We start from the raw sequence: 26,684 nt of genomic DNA, 5'->3' as shown, positions 1-26,684 counted from the left end.
GCACGCCCTCCTGCTGCGTGGGGGCGCCGCCCGGCTAGGAGGCGAGCAGCTTGCCCACGTTCTCCGGGGCGAAGAACTCGGCCGGTGAGGTGACGCCCGAGTTGAGCCGCGCGAAGGCGTCCATGGCGGGCTGCTTGCCGGCGATCCCCGACACCAGCTGGATCATCTGCTCGTCCGGCGGCTGCAGCGACGCGATGCCCAGCGTCATCTGGTAGTGCGGCATCGCCCGCGCGTCCCGGCGGCTCTGGTATCCGCCCAGCGCGTCGTCCCAGGGCTGCGCGCCGTCCAGCGTCGCGGCGAGCGCCCCGGCCAGGCCTTCCGCGTCGAGGAAGGCGTCGGTGATGCCCTGGGCGGTGATGAAGTCGCGCGAGTAACCCGCGTCACCGACGAGCGCCCACCCTTTCCCGTACGGGACCCGGAAGTAGTTGGGGACGGACGTGCCGGCCAGTTTCTCCTCGCGCTTGGCGTCGCGGATCCGCTCGGCGAACTCGGGTGACGACGCGAACATGGCCATCAGCGTGCCCTCGACGTCGTTGCGGTGCTCGGCCAGCTCGGCGTGCGGCCAGCCACCGATCACCAGCGTGAGGTCGTCGTTGGTGGGGCACACGGCCCAGCCCCGGCCGGGCCGGCTGTACGCCTCGAACGTGTCGGTCGGCAGGTTGCTCCAGTACGAGTAGTAGCCCACGGTCAGCGCTGGGACCTCCTCGTACGCGGGGGCCTGGATCGCCTTGGCCACCACGGAGTTGCGCCCGTCGGCCCCCACCACGACCCGCGCCCGCTCGATCTGCCCGTTGCCGCCCCGGATGCCCACCACCCGGCCGTCCTCGACCAGAACTTCCTCGACGGAGAAGCCTTCGCGCACCTCGGCCCCCGCGGCCGCGGCCGCGTCCACGAGGATCTTGTCGAGCAGCTGCCGCCGGGGCGCGTACGCGTACGGGGATTCGGGGGTGCCCGGCGCGCCCGCCAGCTTGAGCGGCCCGAAGTCGAACGAGTACCGCCCGACCGGCGGCACCCCGGTCGCCACCACCTGGCCGAGCAGGCCCCACCGCTGCAGCGCGGCCGCGCCCGGCGGGTGGATCACGTGGGTGGACACCGTGTCGCTGGGGAAGGTGGCCCGGTCGACCAGCAGCGCGCGCAGACCTCGCCGGGCGAGCAACATGGCCAGCGGCGACCCGGCGCAGCGGGCCCCGATCACTATGACGTCATACACCACGCCATAGTGGACGACGGTCCTGCCGCTGTCGATCCCCGGACAGCGCAATGGTCAGTCGTTTCGGCCCGCTTGTCCGTTTGAGGACACAACCCTGGTGACCATTGTTGAGCAGAGCAAATGTGGTCACGCGCCCTCTGCGGACGCTTCCACACGGGAGGGGAACTGACCATGACCGCACCAGACAAGAAGCAGTACCGCCGGATGCTGTCCCACATCAGGCACGGCAGCCAGGTGTTACCCGACGCCGCCCCCGGAGCGCAGCAGACCGCAGCCGGCCTGGAAGGCGCGACCCTGCTCAGCGCGGCCGCCGACCTGCCGCTGGCCGCCCAGGCCGAGATCGCCGAGGTGACCAGTCCCTTCGACTACCTCTTCGGAGACCTCGCCGAGCAGTTCCCGGCCCACCATCTCGCGGGCGACCCGGCCGACGTACGCCGGCAACTGACCGCCCTCGGCACGGCGATGGCCAAGGAGGAGCCGGGCGACGCCGGCACGTCGGTGATTCCCGCGGTGTACACGTACTGGGGTCAATTCATCGACCACGACATCACCGCGAACACCGATCGGATGAACGCCTTCACCGATCTGCGCCAACCCGACCTGACGCCGAAGAACCCGGCCGAGGTACGGGCGAATCTGAGCAACCTGCGGCAGCCCGCGCTCAATCTCGACTCGCTCTACGGCGACGGCCCCGATTTCGCCGGCGTGCACACCCCGTCGGCCGCGCTCTACAACGGCATCGAACTGCGCGTCGACGACGTCTTCGTGAGCGATCAGATTCCCGGTGTCCGCATTCCGCCGGAGGACGACCTGCAGCACGACCTGCCCCGGCAGCTCGACGACGGGCTGCCCGCCGACGCCACCGGGGAGCAGCGGGCGAAACACCGGACCACTGCGGTCATCGGCGACGCCCGCAACGACGAGAATTTGGTCGTGGCCCAGTTCCACGTGGCGTTCCTGCGGTTCCACAACAACGTCGTCAAGCACCTGCGCGAGACCAGCAACGGCTATCAGATGAGCGACCAGGAGCTGTTCCTGCAGGCTCGTGATCTCGTGCGCTGGCACTACCAGTGGCTGGTGGTCCACGACTTCCTCAAGACGATCGCCATGCCGGGCGTCGTGGACAAGGTGCTGCTCGACGGGAACCGGCACTACGTCCTCGAGCCGGGCCAGGAACCCTACATGCCCATCGAGTTCTCGGTCGCCGCGTACCGGTTCGGGCACAGCATGGTCCGCGGGGCGTACGACTTCAACCGCAACTTCGGTCGCAACGAAACCGGGCGGCCGGTGCTGCCCTCGGCGCCGTTCGGCCTGTTGTTCGCGTTCACCGGTGGCCACAAGCAACCGTTCAACAATTCCAGCGATTCGACCCTGCCATTCAACTGGGTCATCGAATGGGCGCGGTTCGTCGACAAGGGCGACGGCATCTCGGACCACTTCGCCCGGCGGATCGACACCAAGCTGGCCCCGCCCCTGGCCGACATGCAGAAGGAGATCTCGGCCGCGGACGAGAACGCCCCGGACGAGATCAAGACGATGCTCAAGGGCCTGGCCATCCGCAATCTGCTGCGCGGCTACCACCTGGCCCTGCCGACCGGTCAGGCCGTCGCCGCCAAGATCGGCGCCCGGCCGCTGAGCGCCGACGAGTTGCAGCGCGGCAACTCGCCGGAGCTCAACGACGCCCTGCAGCCGTTCCTCGAGCACACACCGCTGTGGTTCTACGTGCTCAAGGAGGCCGAGATCCGCTGCCACGGCAACTTCCTGGGCGAGGTCGGCAGCCGCATCGTGGCCGAGACCCTGATCGGCCAGCTCCGCGCCGACCCGGAGTCCTACCTGGGCCAGTACCGCGGCTGGAACCCCGCCAAGGGCGTCCGCCTGCCCAACGGCGAGCCGATCGTGACGATCACCGACGTGTTCCGCTACGCCGGCGTCTTCCCGATCGACCCGACGTAGGCGTTCGCGCCGACCGGTCCCGTCACGGCGGCGGGGCCGGTCACGGGCGCAGGCACGTGCCCGACGTGAGGCGGCCGACCGGGGGCAGGTGCACGGTTCCCTCGCCGATGCGGGCGTAGGCGACCAGGCAGGCGGACTGGTCCAGGGGGACGCCGTAGAGGACGCTGCTCAGCGGGACACCGTCGGCCGGCTCGGGCAGCCGGACCTCGGCGGCCGGGTAGCCCAGCCCGTCCAGGGCGGCGCGCACCTTGCTCACGTCCTCGCCCGATTTCTGCCGGGCCTGCGTACAGGCGGCAGGGTCGGGGCAGATGGCCCGGTCGACACCGGTGTTGATCTGCTCGGCCTTGGCAGTGACGAGCCACGGGTCGGCGAGCTGGAGCCGGTCGGGGTCGTCAGCCACCAACGGGCCGCAGTGCTGCGCCTCCCAGCGAAGTTTGCCCTCGACGAGCTTCCTCGCGTCGAGCGGCTCCGCCGAGTCGTACAGGGAGATCGACAAGCCTGCGTCCTGAACGTTCTGACGGCAGACGGCCAGCGGATCGAGCGACCCCGCCGGGGTGGGCGCGGCCGTCTCACTCCCGCGCTCCGGGTGCCACAGGGCGGCCGCCACCGACAGCGCGACCACCAGGGCCAGCACCCCCAGCGTGACCGGGCCGAAGCGGCGGGCCGAGCTGTCCTCATCGCCGAAGACGAACACCCGGACACTCTAGAGGCGTTTTGTTGCAGAAAGCGCCGATCACAACCAGTCATGCTCGCGGGCGTAGCGAGCCGCCTCGTGCCGGGTCTGGGTGCCCGTTTTCTGCATGGCGCTGGACAGGTAGTTGCGCACCGTGCCCGGCGCCAGGTGCAGCCGCTGTGCGATGTCGGCCACCGAGTAGCCCTCGCTGGTCACCCTCAGCACGTCGAGTTCGCGGTCGGTCAGCGGGACGTCGTCCATCACGGCCAGGGCCGAGACGTCAGGGTCGATCCAGCGCTTGCCGTCGTGGAGGGTGTTGATGACCGTGGCGATGTGCGACGGATCGGCCGACTTGCTCACGAAGCCCTGCACGCCGAGCTTCAAAGCCTTCCGCAGTACGCCGGGACGGGCGTGGCGGGTGAGCATGAGGATCACCTGGTGCGGCCGCTCGCGGCGGATCTCGGCGACCGCCCCCAGCCCGTCCACGTTCGGCATCTCCAAGTCGATGACGAGCACGTCCGGGCCGTGCCGCAGCGTCTCGGTCACGGCCTGGGCGCCGTCGGACGCCTCGGCCAGCACGGTGATGTCACCCTCGAGCGGCAGCAGGGCGGCCATCGCCTTGCGCAGCAGCACCTCGTCGTCGGCCAGCACCACGCTCGTCATCGCACACCCCCCGCGGGATAGGCCGCCGCCGTCGTGAATTCCCCAGCCGTACGGGTGGCGACCAGCTCACCGCCGTCGTCGGCGATCCGTTGCCGCAGCGCCGACAGCCCCCGCAGTTCGAGTGTCCCGTGGCCCGCGGCGCCGTCGTTCACGATAGTGATCCCCGAGGCGGTCAGCACGACGCGCACCTGAGTGGCCTGGGCGTGCCGCAGAATGTTGGTGGTCGTCTCGCGCAGCACCTGGCCCAGCATCTCGCTCGTCCGGGCCTCGGGTTCCGACTCCCGCGTGATGCGCACCCGGATCCCGGCCGCCTCGAACAGGTTCTTCGCGTTCTCGAGCTCGGCCGACAGGTTGAGCCGCCGTTGCGCGTACGCGAGCTCCTTGGTCTGTCTGATCGTGTCGCTGACCAGGTCGTTGATCTCGCGCAGCTCGTCGGCGGCCCGGTCCGGATCGCTGTGCACGAGCTTCTGCGCGAGGGCGGTCTTCAGCTTCACCACGTGCAACGTGTGACCCTGGATGTCGTGCAGGTCACCCGCGAAGCGCACCCGTTCCCGGATGACCGCCAGCTCGGCCTCGCGTTCCCGGGAGGTCTCCAGCTCCTGCACGATGTCGTAGAACCGTTCCCCGACGAAGGAGAGCACGATCACCAGAAGGGTCACGCCGGTCGGGAAGAGCACGAACTTCAGGAACACGTCGTCGGCCCCGGACAGCAGCCGGAACACGCCGATCGCGGTCTCGGCCGGGTCGATCAGCAGGCGGCTGGCGCCCACGCCGGCCACGAAGGCGACCAGGGCGGCGGCGGCCAGGTACTGATGGCGCGGCATGCGGGGAATGGCCAGGGAGGCCACGCTGGTGACCCCCCAGTACGCGTTCGGGCTGCCCACCACGAGGGCGCCCAGCGGCCACACCGCGGCCGCCACGGTCAAGCAGGGCAGCGCGACCCGGCCGATGTCGTTGGCCGTCCACCGCTCGAAGGCGACCAGCGCCGCGATCACCCCGGGCGCCAGCACCAGCACGTGCCACCAGGTGTGCACGTCCACCGCCACCACCACGAAAGCGGCCAGCATGATCGGTGGCAGCGCCGTGTACAGATTGAGCCGGCGCAGCCGCCCCTGGGTGGCCTCCGTGATGTGCAGCGATCTTGCCCTCACCCCACCAGTATTGGGGGGAGTCATCCCGGCGAGTAGTGACACCACGTCATATCGGGTCGTGACACAGCGACACTGAACGATCGGCCGCCGCGCTGGTGTCATCTAGTCATGTCCACTACGCCAGTCATCGAAGTCGAACGCCTCAATCTCACCTATGGCGACTTCCACGCCGTCAAGGACCTGTCGTTCGAGGTCCGCCCGGGCGAGCTGTACGCGCTCCTGGGCACCAACGGCGCCGGGAAGACCTCGACGCTGGAGACGATCGAGGGGCACCGCACCCCGACGTCCGGCACCGTGCGCGTCTTCGGTCACAGCCCGGCCGACCGTCAGGCCGTACGGCCCCGGATGGGCATCATGTTGCAGGAGAGCGGCTTCTCCCCCGAGCTCACCGTCCGCGAGTCGGTCGGCCTGATCGGCAAGCTGACCCGGCGTACGGACGACGTGGACCGGGTCATCGACATCGTCGACCTGACCCGCAAGGCCGGAACGCAGGTGGGCCAGCTCTCCGGCGGCGAGAAGCGGCGCCTCGACTTCGCCACCGCCGTCTACGGCACCCCCGAGCTGATCTTCCTGGACGAGCCCACCACCGGCCTCGACATCCAGTCGCGCGACCACCTGTGGAACGCCGTCGACCGCCTGCGCGAGAACGGCTCCACCGTCGTGCTGACCACGCACTACCTGGAGGAGGCGCAGCAGCGCGCCGACCGGATCGGGCTGATGCACCAGGGTGTCTTCCACCGCCAGGGCACGGTCACCGAGCTGACCCGAGCGCTGCCCGCCGTCATCAAGTTCACCCTGACCGCCCCCGCGCCCGCCCTGCCCTTGCAGGCCACCGTGGCCGCCGACGGGTCGGCCCGGATCGAGACCTTCAACCTGCAGAAGGACCTGCACCTGCTGCTGGCCTGGGCGCAGGACAACGCCCTGGAACTGGGTGAGCTGTCGGCCGGACCGACCCGGCTCGACGACGTCTTCCGCGCTATCGAATCCTGAGAGGGATCACTGACATGTTCGCCATCGCCCGCTCCGAGCTCCTGCAGATCTTCCGTAACCGGCTGGTGCTGGTCACCAGCTTCATCATCCCCGTCGCGATCAGCGCGTTCTTCATCTACCGGCACGAGGTGTTCGCGCAGCTGGGCAGCCTCGGCTACATCGCCGCGATCGTGATGTTCACGGTGGGCGCGTTCGGCCTCTACACCTCGACCGTGACGACGCTGGCCTCGCGCCGGCAGAACCTGTTCCTCAAGCGGCTGCGCTCCACCGCCGAGAGCGACGCCGGCATCCTGGCCGGGCTGGTCCTGCCGGCCACCGTGGTCGCGATCGTGCAGCTCATCGGCATCCTGACCGTGTTCGGCGTGGTGGTCGGGCGGCCCGACAACCCGCTGCTGCTCGTCGTGGCCGTCGTCGCCACGGTGGCCATGATGCTCGGGCTGGCCCTGGCCACCGCCGGCGTCACCAACTCGCCCGAGCACGCCCAGGTCACCACGCTGCCGGTCAGCCTCGGCGTGATCGCGGTGGCGAGCTGGGTCGGCATCACCGGCACCGAGGAACTGGCCCGGATCAAGCGGATCCTGCCCGGCGGCGCGGCCACCGAGCTGGTGCTCAACGCCTGGAACGGTGGGGTGGCCCTGTCCGACTCGCTGATCCTGCTCGCGCCCACGTTCGCCTGGGTCGTCGTCGCGGTGTCGTTCGCGCGGCGCATGTTCCGCTGGGAACCGCGCCGGTGAGAGCGCCCTCCGCCACCCTCTAACGACGGTGGCTGCGCGGGCGCTCGCGCACCACTGGGAGAACCACCGTGGCGTCGGTGTCGGCGACCCCGAGACGGCGGGCGCGCAGGCGCTGCCAGACGAAATACCCGACACCGATGACCACACCGGCGATGACGATCTTCTGGAAGACGCCGGCGTACCCCTCGACGCGGTGCCAGTTCTCCCCCAGCACGAAGCCGGCCGTGACGAAAATGGTGTTCCAGATCAGGCTGCCCAGCGTGGTCAGCACGGTGAACTTCCAGAAGCTCATCCGCTCGACCCCGGCCGGCAATGAGATGAAACTGCGGAACAGCGGGACCATGCGGCCGAAGAAGACCGCCTTGGTGCCGTGCTTGGCGAACCACTCCTCGCACCGGTCGAAATCCTGCACCTTGACCAGCGGGATGTAGGCCACCAGGCTGCGGGTGCGTTCCCGGCCGAGCAGCGCCCCGGCCCAGTAGACGATGATCGCGCCCAGCACCGAGCCCAGCGTCGTCCAGATCAGCGCCTCGGGCAGGCTGAACACGCCCCGGCTGGCCGAGAAGCCGGCCAGGGGCAGCACCAGCTCGCTCGGGATGGGCGGGAACAGGTTGTCGAGCCCGACGATCAGGGCGGCGCCCGGGCCACCGAGCGACTCCATGAGGCCGACGGCCCACCCGGTCAGCCCTCCGGAGTTCTCAGGGGCGGCTTCGGCGAGCACGGTCACAAAACGCTCCTCACAGTCGTCGGCCGCTCATGGCCATCGACACGCCAGTATCGGGGGACTCCCTGAGAGTTCCCTGCCAACCGGCTGGTGATCTAATTCCCCCGTGCGCGATCTGATCGAGCGGTGGCAGCGCGGCTGGGCGGTGGCCCGTTCCCTCGACCCGGCGACGGATGTGGGCGACGGCCTGCGCAGCGAATGTCACCAGCCGGGGCGTGCGGTGGAGTACGTCGCGCTCGGCGTGGCGGCCCTGCCCGCTCTGTGCGAGCTGGTGAAACAGGAGGAGCAGGTCACCTGGCTGACCGTGCCCGCGGCCGAGCCCGACGCGGCCGCCGCGGTCCTCGAGGCGAACGGGCTCGTGCTGCTCAAGCGGTCCGAGCAGCTGATGACGATCAACCTGCACAAGCACCCCACGGCCGAGCCCCCGGAGCCGTACCAGGTCGAGACCTGGCTCTCCGACGACGTGATCAAAGTCGAGGTGCTGCACGGCAACGAGGTCGGGGCGCAGGGCACGGTGGGCCTGGCCGACGCCGACGCCGTGGCCGACCGCATCGAGACGCAGCCCGAGCACCGCCGGCGCGGCCTGGCCAGCGCGGTCATGAGCGGCCTGGCCGGCGCGGCGGTCGACGAGGGCGCCGACCACGGTCTGCTGATCGCCAGCGAGCAGGGCCAGCACCTCTACACGGCGCTGGGGTGGCGGCCGGTCGCGAGCATCCTCATCGCGACCACGCCGGGCCACACCTACCCGGCGTCCTAGAGCCCCCGAACCGTCCGGCTCACGCTGTCGTAAGTGCGTGCGGCGACCAGCGACCCGCCCGCCGGACCGCTCAATCCCCCTGCCCGTGTCCCGTCCGGGAAACGCAGGGCCAGGCTGATGTGCGGCACCCATTCCGCCGGTGGAGGCCACGCCTCGGGCAGCTTCGACCACACCAGGGAGTGCAGTTCCCGCAATGCCGCATCGGGTACGACCGGCAGCACCAGCGCCCGCCCCAGCATGCGCGGCGGCTCGAATGCGACAGCGATCGGCAACGACAGTTCCGGCAGCCCGTCCAGCGACGCCGCGTTGACCACGGTCAGATGCGGACGGTTCGTCGGGTGCGGATGCGAGGCCAGCGACGGCAGCCCCCGGTCGAGCAGCCCCACCCACATCTCCCGTACGAGGGAATCCAGCTCGTCGTCCGGCAACAACTCGACGGTGTGCATCGTCAGAACGCGTACCGGACTCGGCAATACGGAAGCCGCTCACCGATCAGGCCGACCAGAGCGGCCACGTATTCGCCCTTGGCGCCCGTGCGGTAGCGCACGTTCAACGACCCGTTCTGCGACCTTTTCGGCTGCTGCAGATCGGGCCGCCAGATCAGCTCCTCGGCCTTCGGGTGCCAGCCCAGGTTGACCTCGTGCAGCTCACGGTTGTGGGTCAGGAAGATGACCTCGGCCGCGAGCTGCTGCCGGGCGGCCGGCCCGATCGCGGCGTCCAGGTCGCCGAGCAGCTCCGCCCAGTCCTCCAGCCAGCCGTCACGCACCACGACCGGGCTGAAATTGACGTGCACCTCGTAGCCGGCCGCCACGAAATCGTCGATGGCGGCCATCCGCTCGGCGATCGGCGAGGTGCGGATGTCGAGCAGTTTGGCGTCACGCTGCGGCATCAAGGAGAACCGGATCCGGGTGCGCCCCTGCGGATCCCAGTCGAGCAGATCCCGGTTCACATGCTTGGTCGCGAACGACGCCTTCGCGTTCGGCATCCACCGGAACAGCGTGACCAGATCGCGCACGTTGTCGCTGATCCGCGCGTCCACGCTGCAATCGGAATTCTCCCCGATGTCGTAGACCCAGGCCGTCGGATCACATTCGTTCGGCGCCGGCTTGACCCCCTGCTTGGCCGCGTGCCGCTTGAGGTAACCCTCGATGCGGTCGATGTTGGCGAACACGGTGATCGGATTGCTGTATCCCTTGTGCCGCGGCACATAGCAGTAGGCGCAGGCCATCGCGCACCCGTTGGCCGTCGACGGCGCGATGAAATCGGCCGACCGCCCGTTGGGCCGCGCCGCGAGCGTCTTCTTCACCCCGAGCACGAGGGCTTCCCGCTTGATCCGCACCCACCGGTTGACGTTGGTCTCGTCGCCGTACACCTCGTCGATCCGGTTGTGGCTCGCCACCTCGACGAGCTGCGCCTGCGGGAACTTCGCCAGCACTTCCTTCCCCCGCGGCAACTCGGCCGCCGCAGCCTCGAAATAGATCCGGCGAATATCCAGCAGTCCAGAACTCATAACCTTCCCAGCATATCCACCCGAAACGCCCGCTCCCGGTTCCCACTCGCTCCCGACCCGTACGGATACCCGGCCGTCGCACTCGAACACCCGCGACCGCCCAACTCACCTTCGGCCACCCGGCCCACCCTTCGCCGTTCCGCGCACCCTCCACCGCCCGGCATGCCCGCACACCCTCCACCGCCCCGCCGCCTGGGGCGTCCTCCGTCACCCGGCACACCCTCTGCCGCCCGCCCGGCTGTGACCGAGGCCCCGGCCGCAGCGCAGTCTCCGTAGGCTGACCCGCATGCTCGACCTGACGCGTGTGGCCCGCCGATGTTCGCGAATCGTCGACTCCCGCGCGTTCGAGGTGACGATCGTCGTCATGATCGGCCTGAACGCGGCACTGTTGTGCGTCGAGACCTACCCCATGGCTGCCCGGCTGACGTATCTCCATTGGCTGGAGTGGTTCTTCCGCGCCGTGTTCGTCACCGAAATCGTCGTCCGGATCCTCGCGTACGGCCGCCGTCCGCAGGACTTCTTCAAACACGGCTGGAACGTCTTCGACTTCATCGTGATCGCCGCCGTCTTCATCCCCGGCCTGCACGGCGACACGGCAGCCCTGCGCATCATCCGCATGGCCCGGGTGGTCAGGCTCGTTCGTTTCTCCCCCGGCCTGCGCACCATCGTGTCCGCCCTGCTGCGCAGCCTCCCCGGAGTCGGCGGCTTCCTGGCGCTGGCCCTGGTCACGTTCTACGTCTACGGAATGACCGGCTGGCTGATCTTCGGCGAAACCTACCCCGACGAGTACGGCACCATCGGCCGCGCCGTGATCACGCTGTTCGTGCTCCTGTCACTGGAGACCCTGCCCGACCTGATCGAGCAGGGCATGCAGCTGTCCCCGTGGACGCTCGTCTACTACATCAGCTACGTCCTGATCACAGTCAACCTGCTGCTCAACATCCTGATCGCGGTCATCGTCAACTCGATGGAGGAAGCCCGCCGCCTGGAAATGACCGAAAGCCTGTCCGTAGACGAAGACCACGACGGCATCCCCGACAACATAGACCGCATCCTGATCAGCCAACGCCTCGACGACTTACGCACAATGATCGCCGAACTAGAACGCGACCTCCGCATAGACCGCGACGCCCGCCCAACCACCCCCCGCCGAAGCCCCACCCACTCCGTGGTCCCCACCACGAAGGACAGCCCGTAACGCCGCACGCGCTCATCACTCACCGCCCGCGCAGCATCAGACAACCCCGCGCACCTCACGCACCACCGCGCACCTCGCGCAGCACCCGCACACCACGCACAGCACCCGCACACCACGCACAGCACCCGCACACCTCGCGCAGAACCCGCGCACCATCACGCAGCACGCGCAGCATCAGGCACCACGCGCTGCATCACGCACCTCCCGCAGAAATCGCGCACCTCGCACACCATCAGGCAGCACGCGCAGCACCCCGCACCTCGCGCAGCATCACGCACTTCCCGCAGCACCGCGCACCTCGCGCAGCATCACGCAGCACGCGCTGCATCACGCACCTTTCGCAGCACCCGCGCAGCATCACACAGCACGCGCATCATCAGACAGCACGCGCCGCATCACGCACCTCCCGCAGCACTCGCGCAGCATCACGCACCTCGCGCAGCATCCGCGCACCACGCACAGCATCGCGCACCACCCGCGCACCACCCGCAGCATCGCGCACCACGCGCAGCATCGCGCATCACGCGCAGCATCGCGCATCACGCGCAGCACCCGCGCACCACGCGCAGCATCGCGCACCTCTGCGCAACAAACGCATCGCGCAATGTGCGCACCCACGCGCAGCAAACGCACCACGCAACATTCGGATCCCGGCCCAGCATGCGTACCCCGCTGTATGCACCCCTCGCAGCGGGCCCCCGCGCATGCTTCCGAGCGCATGCGCCCCGCGCTCGGCATGCGCCCTCCGCGCCGCGATGGGCGACATCGCGCACCTTGGTTGGCGCACTTCGGCTGGTGCCTTCAGGGCGTTGATCAGGGGGTTCGCTTGATTTAAGGATGTTTAAGGTTGCCGTTCTGATCCGTGATCATGGCGCCGCTCGTACTTGTCGGTACCTGCACCGAAGCAGTCCGACACTGAAGGAGCCACGATGTACCGGACCCAGCGCCGCAAGATGTCCTCGACGACCCGCAAGGTGGTGCTGGGCGCCTCGGCCGTGGTGCTCGCGGGCGGCGCCTTCGCGATCAGCACGGGCATGAGCAGCGCGGGTGAGAACTGCGCCGGCCTCGATCAGGCGTTGCGGCAGAACTTGCAGTTCATCGCGGGTCAGCGGGCGGCGCCGGACGCCCAGTCGGAGGCCCGCATCGCGAACCGCCAGGCCGTGGTCGACCTGATCAACCAGCGCCGCGGCGTCGCCGGCTGCACCGCCGACGTGGCCGGCGAGGTGCCGGGCGCGGCCGCGGGCAACCAGGGCGGCGGCAACCAGGCCGGTGGCCAGCAGGGCGGCGGCAACCAGGCCGGTGGCCAGCAGGGCGGCAACACGGGTGGCCAGCAAGGCGCGAACCCCCCGGCCGCCACGAAGCCTCCCGCTGCCCCGCCCGCCGCGGGCAACGGCAACGGCGCGGGCAACGGCAACGGCAACGGTCAGGGCAACGGCGCAGGCACCGGCGCGGGCGAGGTCGTCTGCGCCGGCTCCACGGTGACGCTGTCCGGCGAGGCGGGCGCCCCGTTCGCGTCCAGCGGCACCTTCCCGATCGGCACGACGCTCAAGGTCACCAACCTGGACAACAACAAGAGCATCACCGTCAAGGTCGAGACCACGTCGGGCAGCTGCATCCTGCTCAACAACGCCGCCTTCGAGGGTGTGCGCGAGCCGGGCAAGTTCCTGATCCGCCGGGCCGTGATCGAGCGCATCGGCTGACCCGGCCCCGTTCGACGAGCCCGGCGAGCAGTGCCGTCTCGCCGGGCTCCCCTATGCGTAGTAGCGGTAGATGGGCTGGGCCACGCAGGCCGGCTTGTCCACTCCCTCGATCTGCACAGTGAAGTCGAGCGTCACTTGCAGGCAGCGCCGGGCCACCTCCTCGATGCCGGCGATGCGCGCGGCCAGCCGGATTTTCGACCCCACCCGTACGGGGCTGGGAAAACGCACCTTGTCGAGCCCGTAGTTGACGCCCATCTTGACCCCGTCGACCTGCAGGATCTCGGCGAAGAACGGGATCACCAGCGACAGCGTCAGGTAGCCGTGCGCGATGGTGCCTCCGAACGGCCCCGCCTGGGCCCGTTGCACGTCCACGTGGATCCACTGGTGGTCACCGGTCGCCTCGGCGAACGCGTCGACCCGTTCCTGCGTGACCTCGAGCCACGAGCTGTGCCCGAGGTCCCGGCCCGCCATCGTCCTGAGCTCGTCCAGTCCGGTCACGGTGATCATGCGGGTCTCCTTGTCGTCGGCTGCGTTCCCGAGGACACATTAGATCGGGCTGCCGCCGGGCGGTGGTTCCTCGTCGGTGCGGTCGGCCGCCGGCAGCCAGAGCACGAACGTGCTGCCGTGGCCGGGCGGTGAGAACGCGACCACCCGCCCGCCGTGCGACTCGACGATCTGCCGCACGATCGCCAGTCCGAGCCCGGTGCGGCGCTCCCTGCGTACGCCGGGAAGTTCGGCGTTTTCGCCCCGCCAGAAGCGATCGAAGACCCGTGGCAGATCGGCCGGGGCGATGCCGGGGCCCTCGTCGGCCACGGCCAGCCACAGCCACGACCCGGCCTGACCCGTCGCGACAGTCACCGTGGAGTGCGAGGGCGCCAGCCGTACGGCGTTGGAGAGCAGGTTTCCCGCCGCCCGGCGCAGCGCGTCGGCGTCGCCGATCAGCCGCAGCCCGGCCGCTGTGTCGTAGCGCAGGTGCAGCGGGCGGTCGGTGACGAACGACTCCTCGCCCGCCTCGCGCGCCACCATCGACAGGTCGACCTCGGCGTCGGCAGTGGCGTCGGAGTCGCGCCGCGCGGTGGCCAGCAGGTCCTCGACGAGCCGGGACATGCGGGTGGTGGCCCGGTCGACCACCGCCACGGCCCGCGTCCGTTCCTCCGGCGTGGCGTCGGGCGCGGTCAGCGAGGCGTCCAGGTTGGTCCGGATGATCGCCAGCGGGCTGCGCAGTTCGTGCGAGGCGTCGTCGATGAGCTGCCGCTGGGCCCGGAACGCGTGGTCGAGCCGGTCGAGCATCGAGTCGATCGTGTCGGCCAGGTCGCGCAGCTCGTCGGGCGGCCCGTTGAGCCGGATCCGCCGGGACAGGTCGGTGGCCTGGATCTCCCGGGCCGTACGGGTGATGGCTCCGACGGGCCGCAGCGCGCGCCCGGAGAGCACCCAGCCGATGCCCAGGCTGGCCACGAACAGCCCGCCCAGCCCGATGAACGACCACCGGCGCAGGCTGGTCAGCGTGCTGTAGTTGACCGCCTCCTCGATCTCGCTGACCTCGGCGACCGTGGTGGTGCCGAGGTATTCGCGGTCGGTGTTGTAGACCTTCGCGATGCGCTCGGTCACCGGCCGCGGTGACGTGCTCTGCGCGACCGCGAGGTAGACCACCCCGAGGGTCAGGCCGGCCAGCGCGAAAAGCACCGTCGAGTAGATGACGGTGAGCCGGAACCGGATCGACCGGAACACCTCAGGGCGCTTCACGACTTATCCCTCCCGCAGCCGGTAGCCGCGGCCGACGACCGTCTCGATCGAGCCCTCGCCGAGCTTGCGCCGCAGCGTGCCGACGGTGACGCGGACGGTCTGGGTGAACGGGTCGGCATTGGCGTCCCACACGTGTTCGAGCAGTTCCTCGCTGGAGACCACATGCCCGGGCCGGGTCATCAGGTATTCCAGCACCCCGAACTCCTTGGGGGTCAGCGCCAGCGGCCGGCCGGCCACGGTCACCTGGTGCCGCGCCGAGTCCAGCACGATGTCACCCACGGTGAGCCGGGCCGATCCGCCCCCGGTGTCGCGGCGCAGCAGGGCCCGTACGCGGGCCTGCAGTTCCGCCAGGTGGAAGGGTTTGACCAGGTAGTCGTCGGCGCCGCCGTCCAACCCGCGGACCCGGTCGTCCAGCCCGCCGCGGGCGGTCAGCATGAGCACCCGCAGGTCGCCCTGGCCGGGCAGGTCCATCTCGCCCGACCGTAGCGAGCGGCACAGCGTGAACCCGTCGCCGTCGGGCAGGTTCACGTCGAGCAGCATCAGGTCGTACTCGTTGACGGTCAGCCGGTCGTAGGCCTGGGCGGCGTCGAGCGCCACGTCGACCGCGTATCCACTGCGGGCTAGCCCGACGCGCAGGCCCTCCGCCAGATCCTCTTCGTCCTCCACCACCAGCAACCGCATCGGTCAACTATCCCCGCGCGATGAGCGAATCGGCCACCTGGCGGGCCCGCTCGATCGGCACCGCGAAGCCGATCCCGATCGAGCCGCCGCCCTCCAGGGTCGCGATGGCCGTGTTGACCCCGATCACCTCGCCCCGGGCGTTGACGAGGGGTCCGCCGGAATTGCCGGGGTTGATCGAGGCGTCCGTCTGCACCGCCGTCTGCCGTGTCTGACCTCCGAGCCGTACGGGCCGGTCCAGCGCGCTGACGATGCCCGCGGTCACGGTTCCGCTGAGCCCCAGCGGCGAGCCCACGGCCAGCACGGACTCGCCGACCCGGGTCCCGTTGGGGTCGGCCAGGGCCAGCGGCGCCGGCGGGGAGCCCCCGGTGACCCTCAGCACCGCGATGTCGCTGCCCGGGTCGGTGCCGACGACCTCGGCCGGGCGGCGCTGACCGTCCTGCCCGACGATGGTGACGTCGCCGCCGCGGCCGGCCGCCACGACGTGGTTGTTGGTGACGATATGTCCGCGGTCGTCGAAGACGAACCCGGAGCCGGAGGCGCCGCCCTGACCGGTACGCACCTGCACCGACACGACGCCGGGCAGCACCCGGGCCGCCGCCCCGACCAGGTCGGCCGGGATGTTGCCCTGGGGCAGCGGGGCGGCCGTGGCCGCCTCCTCGGCATCGTGGCCGGCGACGTAACCGGCCATCCCACCGGCGCCGGCCGAGAGACCGACGACGGCCAGAGCGGCGAGGGCGGCGGCGGGGAGGCGCTTGCCACGGGTGGCCGCATGCGCCGGGGCCGGTGCCGCGGCGGGCGCGGTGGCCCAGTCGGGCGAGTGGAACTCAGGTCCACGAGGTGACCCCAGTCCAGACATGGTGTTCCTTTCCGTGCGGGGAGGTTCAGGGCAGGCGGGCGAACCAGAACATCGAGGCCAGCGCCGCGATCACGGCGAGCACCAGCCCGATACCGATGAACCAGGCCGACACCTCCCGGACCTCGGTCTGGTAGCCGACCGAGCTGCCGATGTCGGCGTACGCGTTGTTCAGTTCCTCGGTGTTGGCGGCCTCGAAGTAGCGTCCGCCGGTGGCCTCGGCGACCGACCGCAGGGTCTCGCCGTCGACCGGCACCTGCTGGCCGTCGCCGATGGTGCCGGCGGCCGTGCCGAACGAGATGGTGTCGACCGGCACGCCCAGTTCGTTGGACATCCGCGCGGCCTCGGCCGGGTCCAGGCCCGATGTGTTGGCGCCGTCGGAGAGCACGATCACCCGGGCCGGCGGCACGTCCTCGCCGGCCTCCGCGTCGACCGAGCGGATCTGTTCCAGCGCCGACGAGATGGCGTCGCCGATCGCCGTGCCGGCCTGCCCGGCGGCGCCGTCGGCGAGCCGGTCGATGCCGGTGCCGAGCTGCGCGCGGTCGGTGCCCGGCGGGACGAAGACCGAGGCCTGCCCGGCGAACCCGACCAGCCCGACGTTGAACTGCTCGGGCAGGTCGTCGACGAAGCCGCGGGCCGCCTGCTTGGCCGCGTCGAGCCGGTTGGGCGCGACGTCGGTGGCCAGCATCGAGCGGGAGATGTCGACCGCGACGAGCACTGTCGCGCGTTCGCGGGGAACGCGCACTTCCGCCTGGGGCTGCGCGAAGCCGACCACGAGCAGGCCCAGCATGGCCAGGAAGAGCGACGCGGGCAGGTGCCGCCGCCAGCCTGGACGCTTGGGGGCGACCCGGTCGAGCAGCTTGAGGTTGGTGAACCGGACGGCGTACCGGCTGCGGCGGCGCTGCGCGACCACGTACGCCACGACGAGCGCGACGACGCCGAGCAGCAGCCACAGTCGTTCGGGGGAAAGCCAGGTCATGACGGTGTCCTTTGTGGTTTCGCCGCGGCCCGGCTCAGCCGCCGGCGCGCGTGCACGTGACGCACGATGTCGGCGACCCAGTCGCGGTCAGTCCGCAGGGGAAGGTGTGCGGCGCCCGCCCGTTTGACGGCGGCCGCGATGGTGGCCTGTTGCTGGGCGGCGGCGGCCGCGTATTTGGCGCGCAACTTCTTGCTCGCGGTGGGCACCTCACGCCGGCGCCCGGTCTCCGGGTCGACCAGCGTGAGCAGGCCGACGTCGGGCAGCTCCTGCTCGCGCGGGTCGCCCACCTGCACCGCGAGCACCTGGTGGCGGGCGGCCAGCCGGCGCAGCGGTTCCTCCCATTCGGGCGCGCCCGGTCCCAGGCCGTCCTCGTCGAGACCGTCGAGGAAGTCCGAGACCACCACCACCAATCCCGTACGGGGGGTCTGGCGGTGCAGCGCCTCGATCCCGGCGCCCAGCGACACGGGATGCTGGTTGCGCGGCGTGAGCATCATGGCGCGCAACAGAGCGAGCAGAGATGGGCGTCCGCCGCGCGCGGGATACCGCCGTACGGCGTCGCCGGACAACAGATGAGCGCCCAGCCGGTTGCCGTTGCCCAGGGTCAGGAAGCCGACGGCCGCCACGGCGGCCAGGGCCAGCTCCCGCTTCTCCAGGTCGGCGGTGCCGAAGTCCATGCTCGCGCTGGCGTCGACCAGCACGTGCGTGGCCAGTTCCCGGTCGGCGTCGACCGTACGCACGTGCGGCACGGTGGTGCGCGCGGTGACGGCCCAGTCCATCCGGCGCACCTCGTCCTCGCCGGGGCGGTACTCCTTGCTGCCGGCGGGCTCACTGCCGATGCCGGGGAGCAGGCCCAGGTACGAGCCGTGGAGCAGCCCGTCGAGACGCCGCGTGATCATCAGTTCGAGCCGCCGGAGCCGCCGCTCGGGGACGAGCTCGGGCGCGAAGCCACCCTCGTTCACGCGGCCGTCCCCAGGCCGGGGCCGCTCAGCTCCTGCTGCGGCGCGATGATCGGCAGCGGGACGGCGTCGACGATGCGGCGCACGATCTGCTCGGGCTGCACGCCGTCGGCGACCGCGTCGAACGAGAGCACGAGCCGGTGCGCGAGCACGTCGGGGGCGATGTCGAGCAGGTCGGCCGGCAGCACGTAGTCGCGGCCGCGGAGCAGCGCGAGGGCCCGGCCGGCGGCGACCAGACCCAGCGTGGCGCGCGGGCTGGCCCCGTACGCGAGCTGGCCGGCCACCTCGGGCAGGCCGAAACGCTCGGGTTCGCGCGTCGCGAGCACCAGACGGACAACGTATTCGGCCAGCGCGTGATGCACGAACACTGCGCGCGCGCGAAGCTGCAACTCGTGCAGCGTCACCGGGTCGAGCACCGGCTGCGCCACCGGCCGCGCGCCGCCCATCCGGTAGAGGATGCCGAGCTCCTCCTGCTCGCTCGGGTAGCCGACGACCACCCGCATCAGGAAGCGGTCGCGCTGGGCCTCGGGCAGCTGGTAGACGCCTTCGCTCTCGATCGGGTTCTGGGTCGCGAGGACCAGGAACGGCTGCGGTACGGGATAGGTCTGCCCGCCGATCGAGACGTGGCCCTCGGCCATCACCTCCAGCAGCGCCGACTGCACCTTGGCCGGGGCCCGGTTGATCTCGTCGGCCAGCACGATGTGCGCCATGATCGGGCCGAGCTCGACGTCGAAGCTCTCCTTGCCGGCGCGGTAGATGCGGGTGCCGAGGATGTCGGACGGCACCAGGTCCGGTGTGAACTGGATGCGGTGGAAGCTGCCGCCCACCGCGACGGCGAGGGTCTCCGCGGCCAGCGTCTTGGCCACGCCCGGCACTCCCTCGAGCAGGCAGTGCCCACCGGCCAGCAGCGCGGTCAGGAGCCGCTCGACGAGCCGGTCCTGCCCGACGATGACCTTCTTGACCTCGAACAGGGTCCGCTCGAGCCGGCGGTCCGTAACGTCATCTGTCATGTGCCGATGACATCAATCAGCCCCGAAAGCGGGCCGAAGCGTCACCGAAAGAAAACCGAAGGATCACCGGGCAGAATGGGGTTCATGACGTATCCACCACCGCAGTACCACGGGGAAACCGGAGAAGTCAGCGCCACCTACCGGCCGGAGGGGACGCCGCCCGAGCTGGTCTATCCGAACGGGACGAAGGTGCACTACCTGTCGAGCGGGGCTTCGACGGGCGGGCTGTTCGGGCTCTACCGCTGGGAGTGCGGGCCGGGGGTGACCGGACCGGACCCGCATTTCCACCGCTCGATCTCCGAGTCGTTCTACACGCTGACCGGCAGCATTCGCATCTACACCGGCGAGAAGTGGATCGACACCGAGCCCGGCGACTGGGTGCACGTGCCGATCGGCGGCATCCACGCCTTCAAGAACGAGTCGGGCGAGCCCGCGTCGATGCTGCTGCACTTCTCCCCGGGGGCGCCGCGCGAGGCCTACTTCGAGGGCCTGGCCCACCTCGGCGAGATGAGCGAGGACGAGAAGGTGAAGTTCTACCTGGAGCACGACAACATCTGGCTCGACTGAGCTACCGGGCGGGGCGCGTGGCCAGCATGCTCGGATCGTGCCGCAGCCACGTGCCCTTGCCCCGGTGCTTGGCGGCGTACATGGCGATGTCGGCCTCGCGCAGCAGCGAGTTGACGTTCGCGCCGGGGGCGGCCGAAGCCACGCCGATGGAGGCGGCCGCCCGTACGGGAACGCCGTCGATCTGCTCGGGGACGGTGAGCGCGGCCAGGATCCGTACGGCGGTCTGGTCGGCCTCGGCCGGGGTGCAGCCCGGCAGCAGCACAGCGAACTCGTCGCCACCGAGACGAGCGGCCACGTCACCGGACCGGATCGCCCCGCGCAACCGGTCGGCCACCCCGATCAGCAGGGCGTCGCCGGCTGCGTGCCCCATCGTGTCGTTGACCGCCTTGAAACCGTCCAGGTCGACCAGCAGCACCGACACCGAGGCGGGGGTGACGGCGAGCGCCTGCTCCACCTGCTCGCTGAAGTGCCCACGGTTGGCCAGCCCGGTCAGCCCGTCGAAGTGGGCCTGATGGCGCAGCCGGCTCTCGTGCTCGCGCAGCCGCGAGATGAGGGCCTGGTTGTCGTGGAACGCGACCAGTTGCCGCCAGGCCACCAGCGCGCAGATCAGCGCGAGCCCGGCCACCACACCCCACAGCCGCCCGTTCACCCCACCGGGCAGCGCGAGCGCCAGCACACCGAAAGCGACAACCATCGCCCCGTACGGGAGAAGGCTGTACGGCTTGCGGCGGCGCTCACCGAACGCCGAGCGGTCGCTGCTCGCGAGCAGCAGCTGCACGCGCGGACCGGCGCACAGCAGCACGGTGGGCAGGTAGCGCACGAAGTAAATCACCGGGTGCGTCTCGCCGCCGGCCGGGGCGAGGAACATGCCGACGCTCATCACCATGGCCGCGCCGATCATCGGCATCGCGGCCGCCTTGTGCATGGGCGCGTTGCCGCTCAGGATCATCTTGACCGAGGCGAACGAGGCCGTGATGGCCACGCCGGTCGCCGCGAGCACGGCGAGCATGTCCGATCGGGTGTTGCCGTCCGGTGTCACCAGCGAGCACCACGCGACGACGGCCCCCGCGACGAGCACCGTGGCCGAGTCGAGCCAGAAGCCGAGCCGTTCCCGGCCGGTCCGGTTCGGGTGGGGATGGATGAGCATCGCCGTCACCACAGCCGTCATGCCGATGCCGAGGCAGACGGTCTGCACACTCCCGCCGTTGGTCGACCACTGCCCCGGCAGGAACGTCAGGACGGACTGGGTGGTGTCGCCGATCGCGAACAGTGCGCCGGTGACCGTCAGGACCAGCCAGAACCGCCTGATCGCGCCGGTCGCGAGCCGGGCCACCCGCCACGAGAAGATCGTCAGCAGCAGGTCGGCGCCGGGCTGGAACAGCCAGAAGAGCCGCACCTGCCATACGGTTTCCCCGGCCAGGGCGGTGAACACGAGAAACGTGAGACCCGTCCAGACCAGCAGGCCCAGCAGCCATGGGTCACGGCGCAGCGCGCGGTTCACAAGCGCCACGCGGCCTCACTCTCGGGGTCGGCAGGGACCACACCGGTCCATGGTGGTCCCCATCGACACTGCGCGGGTCGCGTTTAGGAATCGCCGCCTGAGTTACACCTGTGTGTTCCCTGCGCCGTTCCTGGCGGCGCTCGTTGCGGTGTTCCCTGCGCCGTTCCTGGCGGCGCTCGTTGCGGTGTTCCCTGCGCCGTTCCTGGCGGCGCTCGTTGCGGTGTTCCTTGCGGCGCTCCTTGCGGCCAGGGCACCTCCGATTCCGGGGATCAGTGCGAGCAGGCGTGGTCTCGTGCGTCCGGTGGCGGCGAAGGTCGCGCCGATCACGACCAGGTAGGCGCAGCCGTGCAGCGGGCCGAGCAGGGTGGCCACCCCGGCGACGTGCACGGTGGCCAGGTTGGCCAGCAGCACGAGCAGCGAGAGCAGTTCGACGCGGGCGGCGGTCCTCAGCAGCACCGTCACGCCCCGGTGGTCGAGCCGGGCCGCACGATCATCAGCACGACGACGGTGGCCCAGAGCAGGTTGAAGATCCCCGACACCATGCCGAGCCGGCGGGCCGGCACAGCCTCCGCGGTCAGGGCCGCAGCCTGGCCCGGAAGGATCGCGTAGGCCAGCACAACAGCGGCAACAGCGGTCAAGGCGATCGAGACGAGCAGCCAAGCGTCGGTGAGGACGCCCAGCGACGCCGCCGTGGCGAAACCGAAAACCGGGACGGCCAGCCCCAGTACGGCATAGACCCGGCAGATCCGGTGCAGCGTGCGCATCTGGGCGAGATCAGCGCGGCGGACGGCCGCGGGGAACATGCTGGCCGCGACGGTGACCGGGCCGATGGCCACGATCGCGGCCAGGACATGCAGGGAGAGCAGCACTTTTGTCACGATCACCGACCGTATGGCCGGACGTGGCACCAAAACAGTGGCGCGAATGCCATAGGTCAACGGATTCTGGCCATACCCTGGTGGGCATGCACCGCATCGTTGTTCTGGCCCTCGACAACGTCGTCGCGTTCGACCTGGCCACGCCGCTCGAAGTGTTCGACCGGGTCCGCCTGGCCGACGGCACACAGCCCTACGACGTACGGGTGTGCTCCCCCACCCCGTCGGTGAGCGCCGGAGCCTTCACCGTGCAGACGCCGCACGGACTGGAAGCGCTCGGAACGGCCGACACGATCATCCTGCCCGGCTGCCACGACCCCGTACGCAGCATGACCCCGGCGGTCGCCGACGCGCTGCGAACTGCCGCCGCCCGCGGCACCCGGATGGCTTCCGTCTGCGCGGGCGCGTTCATCCTGGCCGCCACGGGCCTGCTCGACGGCCGCCGGGCCACCACGCACTGGGTCGGGGCGGCCGACTTCGCCGAGATGTTCCCCCGTGTCGAACTGGACCCCGGGGTGCTCTACGTCGACGAAGGCCAGTTCCTGACCTCGGCCGGGGCGGCCGCCGGCCTCGACCTGTGCCTGCACCTCGTCCGCCGGGACCACGGCTCGGCGGTGGCCGCGCAGGCCGCCCGCCTGTCGGTGATGCCGCTCGAACGCGAAGGCGGCCAGGCCCAGTTCATCGTGCCCGAACAACCCCCGGCCCCGCGCGGCTCCGAACTCGAACCCCTGCTGCGCTGGCTGTCGGAGAGCGCCGGCCGCGACGTGACCCTGGACGACATCGCGGCCCGGGCCGGCATGAGCACCCGCACGCTGAATCGCCGCTTCCGCGAACAGACCGGCACGACCCCGCTGCAGTGGCTGCACCTGTCCCGGATCCGGCAGGCCCAGCACCTGCTGGAGACGACCGCCCACCCGGTCGACCGGATCGGCGGCCTGGTCGGCTTCGGCTCCCCCACGGCGTTCCGTGACCGTTTCAAGCGCGTGGTGGGCACCAGCCCGCAAAGCTGCCGCCGCAGCTTCCGCGAACCCGCAGCCCGCTGAGCCTGAAGCCGACGCCCACCGGCCCGGTGTCGTCGTGCGCGCAATGCCCCGGCCCCTGCTCACCGGGACGGCCTTGGCTCTCAGGCGGCGGCCGGGGTGTCGAGGATGGCCTCACCGGCGATCTCGACGCGTACCGTCTTGCCCACCAGAACGCCGCCGCTCTCCAGCACCACGTTCCAGACCAGGCCGTAGTCCTCGCGCTCGAACTCGGCCCACGCGCTGAAACCGAAGATGTCCCGCCCGTACGGGTCGCGGCGGGCGCCGCCGTACTCGACGTTCAGGTCGACCGGGCGGGTCACGTCCTTGATCGTGAGCAGGCCGTGCACCACGAACTTGCCGCTCGGCTTGGCCGCCGGCAGGGAGGCGGCGCTGGGCCGGCGGGACAGCGGGTTGTTGCGCAGCCGGGCCCACAGGAAGATCGCGTCGTTGTTCTCCTGCCACTCGACCCCGGTGCTGCGAAACTCGAGCGTCGGATACTTCTGCACATCCAGGAAGTCGGCACTGGACAGGTGCGTGTCGCGATCCGGGTTGTGCGTGTTGAGGCTGGTGGCGTCGATGGTCGCGGTGACCGACGAACGAGCTGGGTCCTCGGCCACGAAGATGGTCGCGCTGCCCCGCGAGAATTCGCCCCGCACCGGGCTCACCATCATGTGCTGGGCGTGAAAACCGAGCCGTTTGTGAGCCTCGTCCAATTTGTACACGCCCGGGTCGGGAATGGTCAGCCCGTTCCACTCCCGGATCGGCCGGTCGACCATCGCTCCACTCCATCCCTCGGGCACGTCAGCTCAGAATGCATTCTCCGAATTCAAAGGATCTTAGGCGCAAGACACGGGCTGTGGTTTACCGCCCGGCCACTCTCGGTACGGACGCGCAGCTCACAAGCCCGAACGGCCGTCACATTAAGCCAGTAATCACCCGATTTACCCGGCGACCGGGGTCACATTTTTCAGGCTCCCGTGACGCACTGTTTCATCCACTGAAACAAAGGCGTTCGGGTGATGATGAACACCCACGCTGCCACCGTTCGACCCCTTTCAATATCCCTCCGTGTCGGCCACCCGACACATAACATGAACATCCATTCTGGACTCGAACAACCGCCATATGGGAAACCTGCAGCAGCGGTGCGTAAATACAGTCACCGCCAGACCCCGGCAGCCCAGGCCTTCCGAGCCTCACCCACGGCAGGACCGCCCAAACAACAGGCCCAGTCTCGTTCGACGCCGCCGCCACGCCTAGACGGTGCACCAAACGCCCAGACAGCGGCACAAGCGCGCGGCGCTGCGCCCGCGCACACAACGCTGCGCAAGAACGCGCGAGGCCGAGCCGGGATGCGCGATGCTGCACGCGGGCCGGCCGGGATGCGCGATGCTGCACGCGGGCCGGGCCGGGATGCGCGATGCCGCACGCGGGCCGGGCCGGGATGCGCGACGCTGCACGGGCCGGGCGAAGATGCGCGACGCTGCACGAAGACCCGAGCGCGCCCGCATCATCGTGCACAACGACGACGCAATGCTGGGCGCCGGCCGGGCCGGGATGCGCGACGCTGCCCGAGGATCAGCGGAATGCGCGATGCTGCGGCATACGCTCGGTTGCCCAATGCTGAACGAAGGCGCGGGATGCTGTGCAAGGATCGGACAGCGAAACGCGACGCCGCAATGGGAAACGGACAGGATTGCACGCTGCTGTGCGGGCTAGGTGAGCGATGTCGCGCTGCAGGCGCTACGCGACTGCGCCACCGAGCTGCGAGGTTGCGCGGGGCGCGCGAGGTTGCGCGGGGTTGCGCGGGGTTGCGCGGGGTTGCGCGGGGCGCGCAGGTTGCGCGGGGCGCGGGGCGCGCGGGGCGCGCGGGGTTGCGCGGGGTGCGCAGGTTGCGCGGGGCGCGAGTTGCGCGGGGCGCGCGAGGTTGCGCGGGGTTGCGCGGGGTGCGCAGGTTGCGCGGGGCGCGCGAGGGCGCGCGAGGGCGCGCGAGGGCGCACGATGATGCGCCAAGGGCGCGCCACGTCGCGTGGGGACCGGGCTGAGTGCAGGGTGCATGGATGCGCTCGGGTGCGCGTCGTTGCGCGAAAGCGCGACTCTGCGCGCCGGCCCCCGCGTAGTTGCGCCGGGATGGGCCGGGTGGGTGGGCGGGGTTGCGCTCGCTGGGTCAGGCAGCGCCCCGCCGGCGGGTGGCGGCAAGCGGCTGCGGGACGGTGAGGGGCCCGCTCACACGGATGTGGTGAGGGCCTCGCCGGTCAGTTCGATGGAGCGGATGCGGTCGGGGAGGTCGGAGGCGTGGTGGGCGGTGATCAGTTCGTCGGCGCCGGCTTCTGTGGCGAACTTCAGGAGGTATTCGCGGACCTCGTCGGGGGTGCCGGTGGCCGTGTAGCGCGTCATGTTGGACAGGGACGCGCCTGCGGGTGAGGCCAGGAAGGCGTCGATCTCGGCGTCTGTGAAGTTGCCGCCGCGGGCCCCGCGGGTGACGAAGGCTCGGGTCCGGGCGCGGTAGGCCCGTACGCGCTGGTCTTCCGCCTCGTCGTGCGTGGGGGCGGCGAAGACGTTGACGCCGGCGATGACGTACGGCGTCTCGAGTTGGGCCGACGGGCGGAACGTCTCGCGGTAGACCGTCACTGCCTGGTGCAGCGCGTCGGGGGCGAAGTGGGACGCGAACGCGTAGGGCAGGCCGAGCTGGGCGGCCAGCTGGGCGCCGAACAGGGAGGAGCCGAGGATGTAGAGGGGCACCGGGCCGTCAGGCGTGGGCACGGCCTGGACGCCGGGGACGCGGGTGTGGCCGGTCAGGTAGCCGTTGAGTTCGAGCACGTCCTGCGGGAACGCTTCGGCTGAGCTGTTGTCGCGGCGCAGGGCCAGCATCGTGTTCTGGTCGCTGCCGGGGGCGCGGCCCAGGCCCAGGTCGATGCGGCCGGGGTAGAGCGTGGCCAGGGTGCCGAACTGTTCGGCGATCACCAGCGGCGAATGGTTGGGCAGCATGATGCCGCCCGCGCCGAGGCGGATGGTCGTGGTGTGTGCGGCCACGTAGCCGATGACGACGCTGGTCGCGGACGAGGCGATGGTCGGCATGTTGTGGTGCTCGGCGTACCAGACCCGCTCGTAGCCGCTGCTCTCGGCGGCCCGGGCCAGCGCGACGCTGCCCTCGAGACTTTCCCGGGCGGTCTGCCCCTTGCTGATGGGGGCCAGGTCGAGAATCGAGAACGCGATCGACATGGCTCGAACGTA

Annotated in this window: 28 protein-coding genes; 8 read left to right on the top strand and 20 right to left on the bottom strand. The window is 70.3% G+C overall.

Features of this window, described 5'->3' with window-relative positions; all coding sequences use genetic code 11:
• Positions 1-34 precede the first annotated feature (34 nt).
• Entirely contained in the window at positions 35-1,210 is a 1,176-nt protein-coding gene (locus BKA14_RS06910; RefSeq protein ID WP_239092422.1) for an NAD(P)/FAD-dependent oxidoreductase, read from the bottom strand.
• Positions 1,211-1,381: 171 nt separating this feature from the next.
• On the opposite strand from BKA14_RS06910, the gene BKA14_RS06905 reads away from it, so the two are divergent.
• Positions 1,382-3,163, top strand: a complete 1,782-nt coding sequence (locus BKA14_RS06905) for a peroxidase family protein (protein WP_184950076.1) — start codon at positions 1,382-1,384, stop codon at positions 3,161-3,163.
• A 40-nt stretch (positions 3,164-3,203) separates the two neighbouring features.
• On the opposite strand, the gene BKA14_RS06900 is transcribed toward BKA14_RS06905, so the two are convergent.
• From BKA14_RS06900 to BKA14_RS06890, 3 genes are read right to left on the bottom strand one after another with little or no spacing between them, the layout of a single operon-like run.
• Entirely contained in the window at positions 3,204-3,857 is a 654-nt protein-coding gene (locus tag BKA14_RS06900) for a hypothetical protein (protein WP_184950075.1), read from the bottom strand.
• Positions 3,858-3,896: 39 nt separating this feature from the next.
• Positions 3,897-4,499 carry a response regulator transcription factor gene (locus BKA14_RS06895; protein WP_184950074.1) on the bottom strand — a complete coding sequence of 201 codons (603 nt, stop codon included), beginning with the start codon at positions 4,497-4,499 and terminating at the stop codon, positions 3,897-3,899.
• Positions 4,496-5,650, bottom strand: coding sequence for a sensor histidine kinase (locus tag BKA14_RS06890; protein WP_203721961.1), 1,155 nt, complete (start codon positions 5,648-5,650; stop codon positions 4,496-4,498). The genes BKA14_RS06895 and BKA14_RS06890 overlap by 4 nt, the downstream gene beginning before the upstream one ends.
• 108 nt (positions 5,651-5,758) lie before the next feature.
• On the opposite strand from BKA14_RS06890, the gene BKA14_RS06885 reads away from it, so the two are divergent.
• Together BKA14_RS06885 and BKA14_RS06880 are read left to right on the top strand one after the other, a co-directional pair.
• Positions 5,759-6,640: an ABC transporter ATP-binding protein gene (locus BKA14_RS06885; protein ID WP_184950072.1), complete on the top strand. Its 882-nt coding sequence runs from the start codon at positions 5,759-5,761 to the stop codon at positions 6,638-6,640.
• Between the two features lie 14 nt (positions 6,641-6,654).
• A complete protein-coding gene (locus tag BKA14_RS06880; protein ID WP_184950071.1) occupies positions 6,655-7,374 on the top strand; it encodes an ABC transporter permease in 720 nt (239 codons plus the stop codon).
• 19 nt (positions 7,375-7,393) lie between these two features.
• Here the strand turns inward: BKA14_RS06880 and BKA14_RS06875 are convergent, their stop codons facing one another.
• Positions 7,394-8,101: a DedA family protein gene (locus BKA14_RS06875; protein ID WP_239092423.1), complete on the bottom strand. Its 708-nt coding sequence runs from the start codon at positions 8,099-8,101 to the stop codon at positions 7,394-7,396.
• A 103-nt stretch (positions 8,102-8,204) separates the two neighbouring features.
• On the opposite strand from BKA14_RS06875, the gene BKA14_RS06870 reads away from it, so the two are divergent.
• A complete protein-coding gene (locus tag BKA14_RS06870) occupies positions 8,205-8,855 on the top strand; it encodes a GNAT family N-acetyltransferase (protein WP_184950070.1) in 651 nt (216 codons plus the stop codon).
• Here BKA14_RS06870 and BKA14_RS06865 read toward each other — a convergent pair.
• Both BKA14_RS06865 and BKA14_RS06860 read right to left on the bottom strand, forming a co-directional pair.
• Positions 8,852-9,301 (bottom strand): 2'-5' RNA ligase family protein, encoded by a 450-nt coding sequence (locus BKA14_RS06865; protein WP_184950069.1) that lies wholly within the window; start codon positions 9,299-9,301, stop codon positions 8,852-8,854. The two genes, BKA14_RS06870 and BKA14_RS06865, sit on opposite strands and share 4 nt — an antisense overlap.
• 2 nt (positions 9,302-9,303) lie before the next feature.
• Entirely contained in the window at positions 9,304-10,365 is a 1,062-nt protein-coding gene (locus BKA14_RS06860) for a spore photoproduct lyase family protein (protein WP_184950068.1), read from the bottom strand.
• 286 nt (positions 10,366-10,651) lie between these two features.
• Between BKA14_RS06860 and BKA14_RS06855 the strand changes: the two genes are divergently transcribed.
• The gene (locus tag BKA14_RS06855) at positions 10,652-11,563 is read left to right on the top strand and encodes an ion transporter (protein WP_184950067.1); all 912 of its coding nucleotides are present in this window, start codon (positions 10,652-10,654) and stop codon (positions 11,561-11,563) included.
• 376 nt (positions 11,564-11,939) lie between these two features.
• Here the strand turns inward: BKA14_RS06855 and BKA14_RS06850 are convergent, their stop codons facing one another.
• Positions 11,940-12,077, bottom strand: a complete 138-nt coding sequence (locus BKA14_RS06850) for a hypothetical protein (protein ID WP_184950066.1) — start codon at positions 12,075-12,077, stop codon at positions 11,940-11,942.
• A 415-nt stretch (positions 12,078-12,492) separates the two neighbouring features.
• On the opposite strand from BKA14_RS06850, the gene BKA14_RS06845 reads away from it, so the two are divergent.
• Complete coding sequence (locus tag BKA14_RS06845) at positions 12,493-13,263, top strand: RlpA-like double-psi beta-barrel domain-containing protein (protein ID WP_184950065.1); 771 nt, start codon at positions 12,493-12,495, stop codon at positions 13,261-13,263.
• A gap of 51 nt (positions 13,264-13,314) precedes the next feature.
• On the opposite strand, the gene BKA14_RS06840 is transcribed toward BKA14_RS06845, so the two are convergent.
• From BKA14_RS06840 to BKA14_RS06810, 7 genes are read right to left on the bottom strand one after another with little or no spacing between them, the layout of a single operon-like run.
• A complete protein-coding gene (locus tag BKA14_RS06840) occupies positions 13,315-13,770 on the bottom strand; it encodes a MaoC family dehydratase (RefSeq protein ID WP_184950064.1) in 456 nt (151 codons plus the stop codon).
• 39 nt (positions 13,771-13,809) lie between these two features.
• On the bottom strand, positions 13,810-15,006 hold the full coding sequence (locus BKA14_RS06835; protein ID WP_184950063.1) for a sensor histidine kinase: 1,197 nt from the start codon (positions 15,004-15,006) through the stop codon (positions 13,810-13,812).
• Between the two features lie 3 nt (positions 15,007-15,009).
• Positions 15,010-15,687: a response regulator transcription factor gene (locus tag BKA14_RS06830; protein ID WP_184950062.1), complete on the bottom strand. Its 678-nt coding sequence runs from the start codon at positions 15,685-15,687 to the stop codon at positions 15,010-15,012.
• A 7-nt stretch (positions 15,688-15,694) separates the two neighbouring features.
• Positions 15,695-16,543, bottom strand: coding sequence for a S1C family serine protease (locus BKA14_RS06825; protein WP_184950061.1), 849 nt, complete (start codon positions 16,541-16,543; stop codon positions 15,695-15,697).
• Between the two features lie 25 nt (positions 16,544-16,568).
• Positions 16,569-17,519, bottom strand: coding sequence for a VWA domain-containing protein (locus BKA14_RS06820; RefSeq protein ID WP_184950060.1), 951 nt, complete (start codon positions 17,517-17,519; stop codon positions 16,569-16,571).
• Positions 17,516-18,478 (bottom strand): DUF58 domain-containing protein, encoded by a 963-nt coding sequence (locus BKA14_RS06815; protein ID WP_239092424.1) that lies wholly within the window; start codon positions 18,476-18,478, stop codon positions 17,516-17,518. Before BKA14_RS06815 ends, BKA14_RS06820 begins: the two co-directional genes overlap by 4 nt.
• A complete protein-coding gene (locus BKA14_RS06810) occupies positions 18,475-19,485 on the bottom strand; it encodes an AAA family ATPase (RefSeq protein WP_184950059.1) in 1,011 nt (336 codons plus the stop codon). The genes BKA14_RS06815 and BKA14_RS06810 overlap by 4 nt, the downstream gene beginning before the upstream one ends.
• Before the next feature lie 84 nt (positions 19,486-19,569).
• Between BKA14_RS06810 and BKA14_RS06805 the strand changes: the two genes are divergently transcribed.
• Complete coding sequence (locus tag BKA14_RS06805; RefSeq protein WP_184950058.1) at positions 19,570-20,052, top strand: cupin domain-containing protein; 483 nt, start codon at positions 19,570-19,572, stop codon at positions 20,050-20,052.
• A gap of 1 nt (position 20,053) precedes the next feature.
• Here BKA14_RS06805 and BKA14_RS06800 read toward each other — a convergent pair whose 3' ends face one another.
• From BKA14_RS06800 to BKA14_RS06790, 3 genes are all read right to left on the bottom strand, one after another.
• The gene (locus tag BKA14_RS06800; RefSeq protein ID WP_239092425.1) at positions 20,054-21,562 is read right to left on the bottom strand and encodes a GGDEF domain-containing protein; all 1,509 of its coding nucleotides are present in this window, start codon (positions 21,560-21,562) and stop codon (positions 20,054-20,056) included.
• A 93-nt stretch (positions 21,563-21,655) separates the two neighbouring features.
• Entirely contained in the window at positions 21,656-22,015 is a 360-nt protein-coding gene (locus BKA14_RS45660; RefSeq protein ID WP_260416423.1) for a DUF3817 domain-containing protein, read from the bottom strand.
• Positions 22,012-22,431: a hypothetical protein gene (locus BKA14_RS06790; protein WP_184950057.1), complete on the bottom strand. Its 420-nt coding sequence runs from the start codon at positions 22,429-22,431 to the stop codon at positions 22,012-22,014. The genes BKA14_RS45660 and BKA14_RS06790 overlap by 4 nt, the downstream gene beginning before the upstream one ends.
• An 86-nt stretch (positions 22,432-22,517) precedes the next feature.
• On the opposite strand from BKA14_RS06790, the gene BKA14_RS06785 reads away from it, so the two are divergent.
• Entirely contained in the window at positions 22,518-23,471 is a 954-nt protein-coding gene (locus tag BKA14_RS06785) for a GlxA family transcriptional regulator (RefSeq protein ID WP_184950056.1), read from the top strand.
• Between the two features lie 80 nt (positions 23,472-23,551).
• On the opposite strand, the gene BKA14_RS06780 is transcribed toward BKA14_RS06785, so the two are convergent.
• Both BKA14_RS06780 and BKA14_RS06775 read right to left on the bottom strand, forming a co-directional pair.
• On the bottom strand, positions 23,552-24,226 hold the full coding sequence (locus tag BKA14_RS06780; protein WP_184950055.1) for a YceI family protein: 675 nt from the start codon (positions 24,224-24,226) through the stop codon (positions 23,552-23,554).
• A gap of 1,450 nt (positions 24,227-25,676) precedes the next feature.
• Positions 25,677-26,672, bottom strand: a complete 996-nt coding sequence (locus BKA14_RS06775) for an LLM class flavin-dependent oxidoreductase (RefSeq protein ID WP_184950054.1) — start codon at positions 26,670-26,672, stop codon at positions 25,677-25,679.
• Positions 26,673-26,684: the final 12 nt, after the last annotated feature.

This window comes from Paractinoplanes abujensis (genome assembly GCF_014204895.1).
GTDB lineage: Bacteria > Actinomycetota > Actinomycetes > Mycobacteriales > Micromonosporaceae > Actinoplanes > Actinoplanes abujensis.
This window is presented reverse-complemented; position numbering and strand designations above follow the sequence as displayed.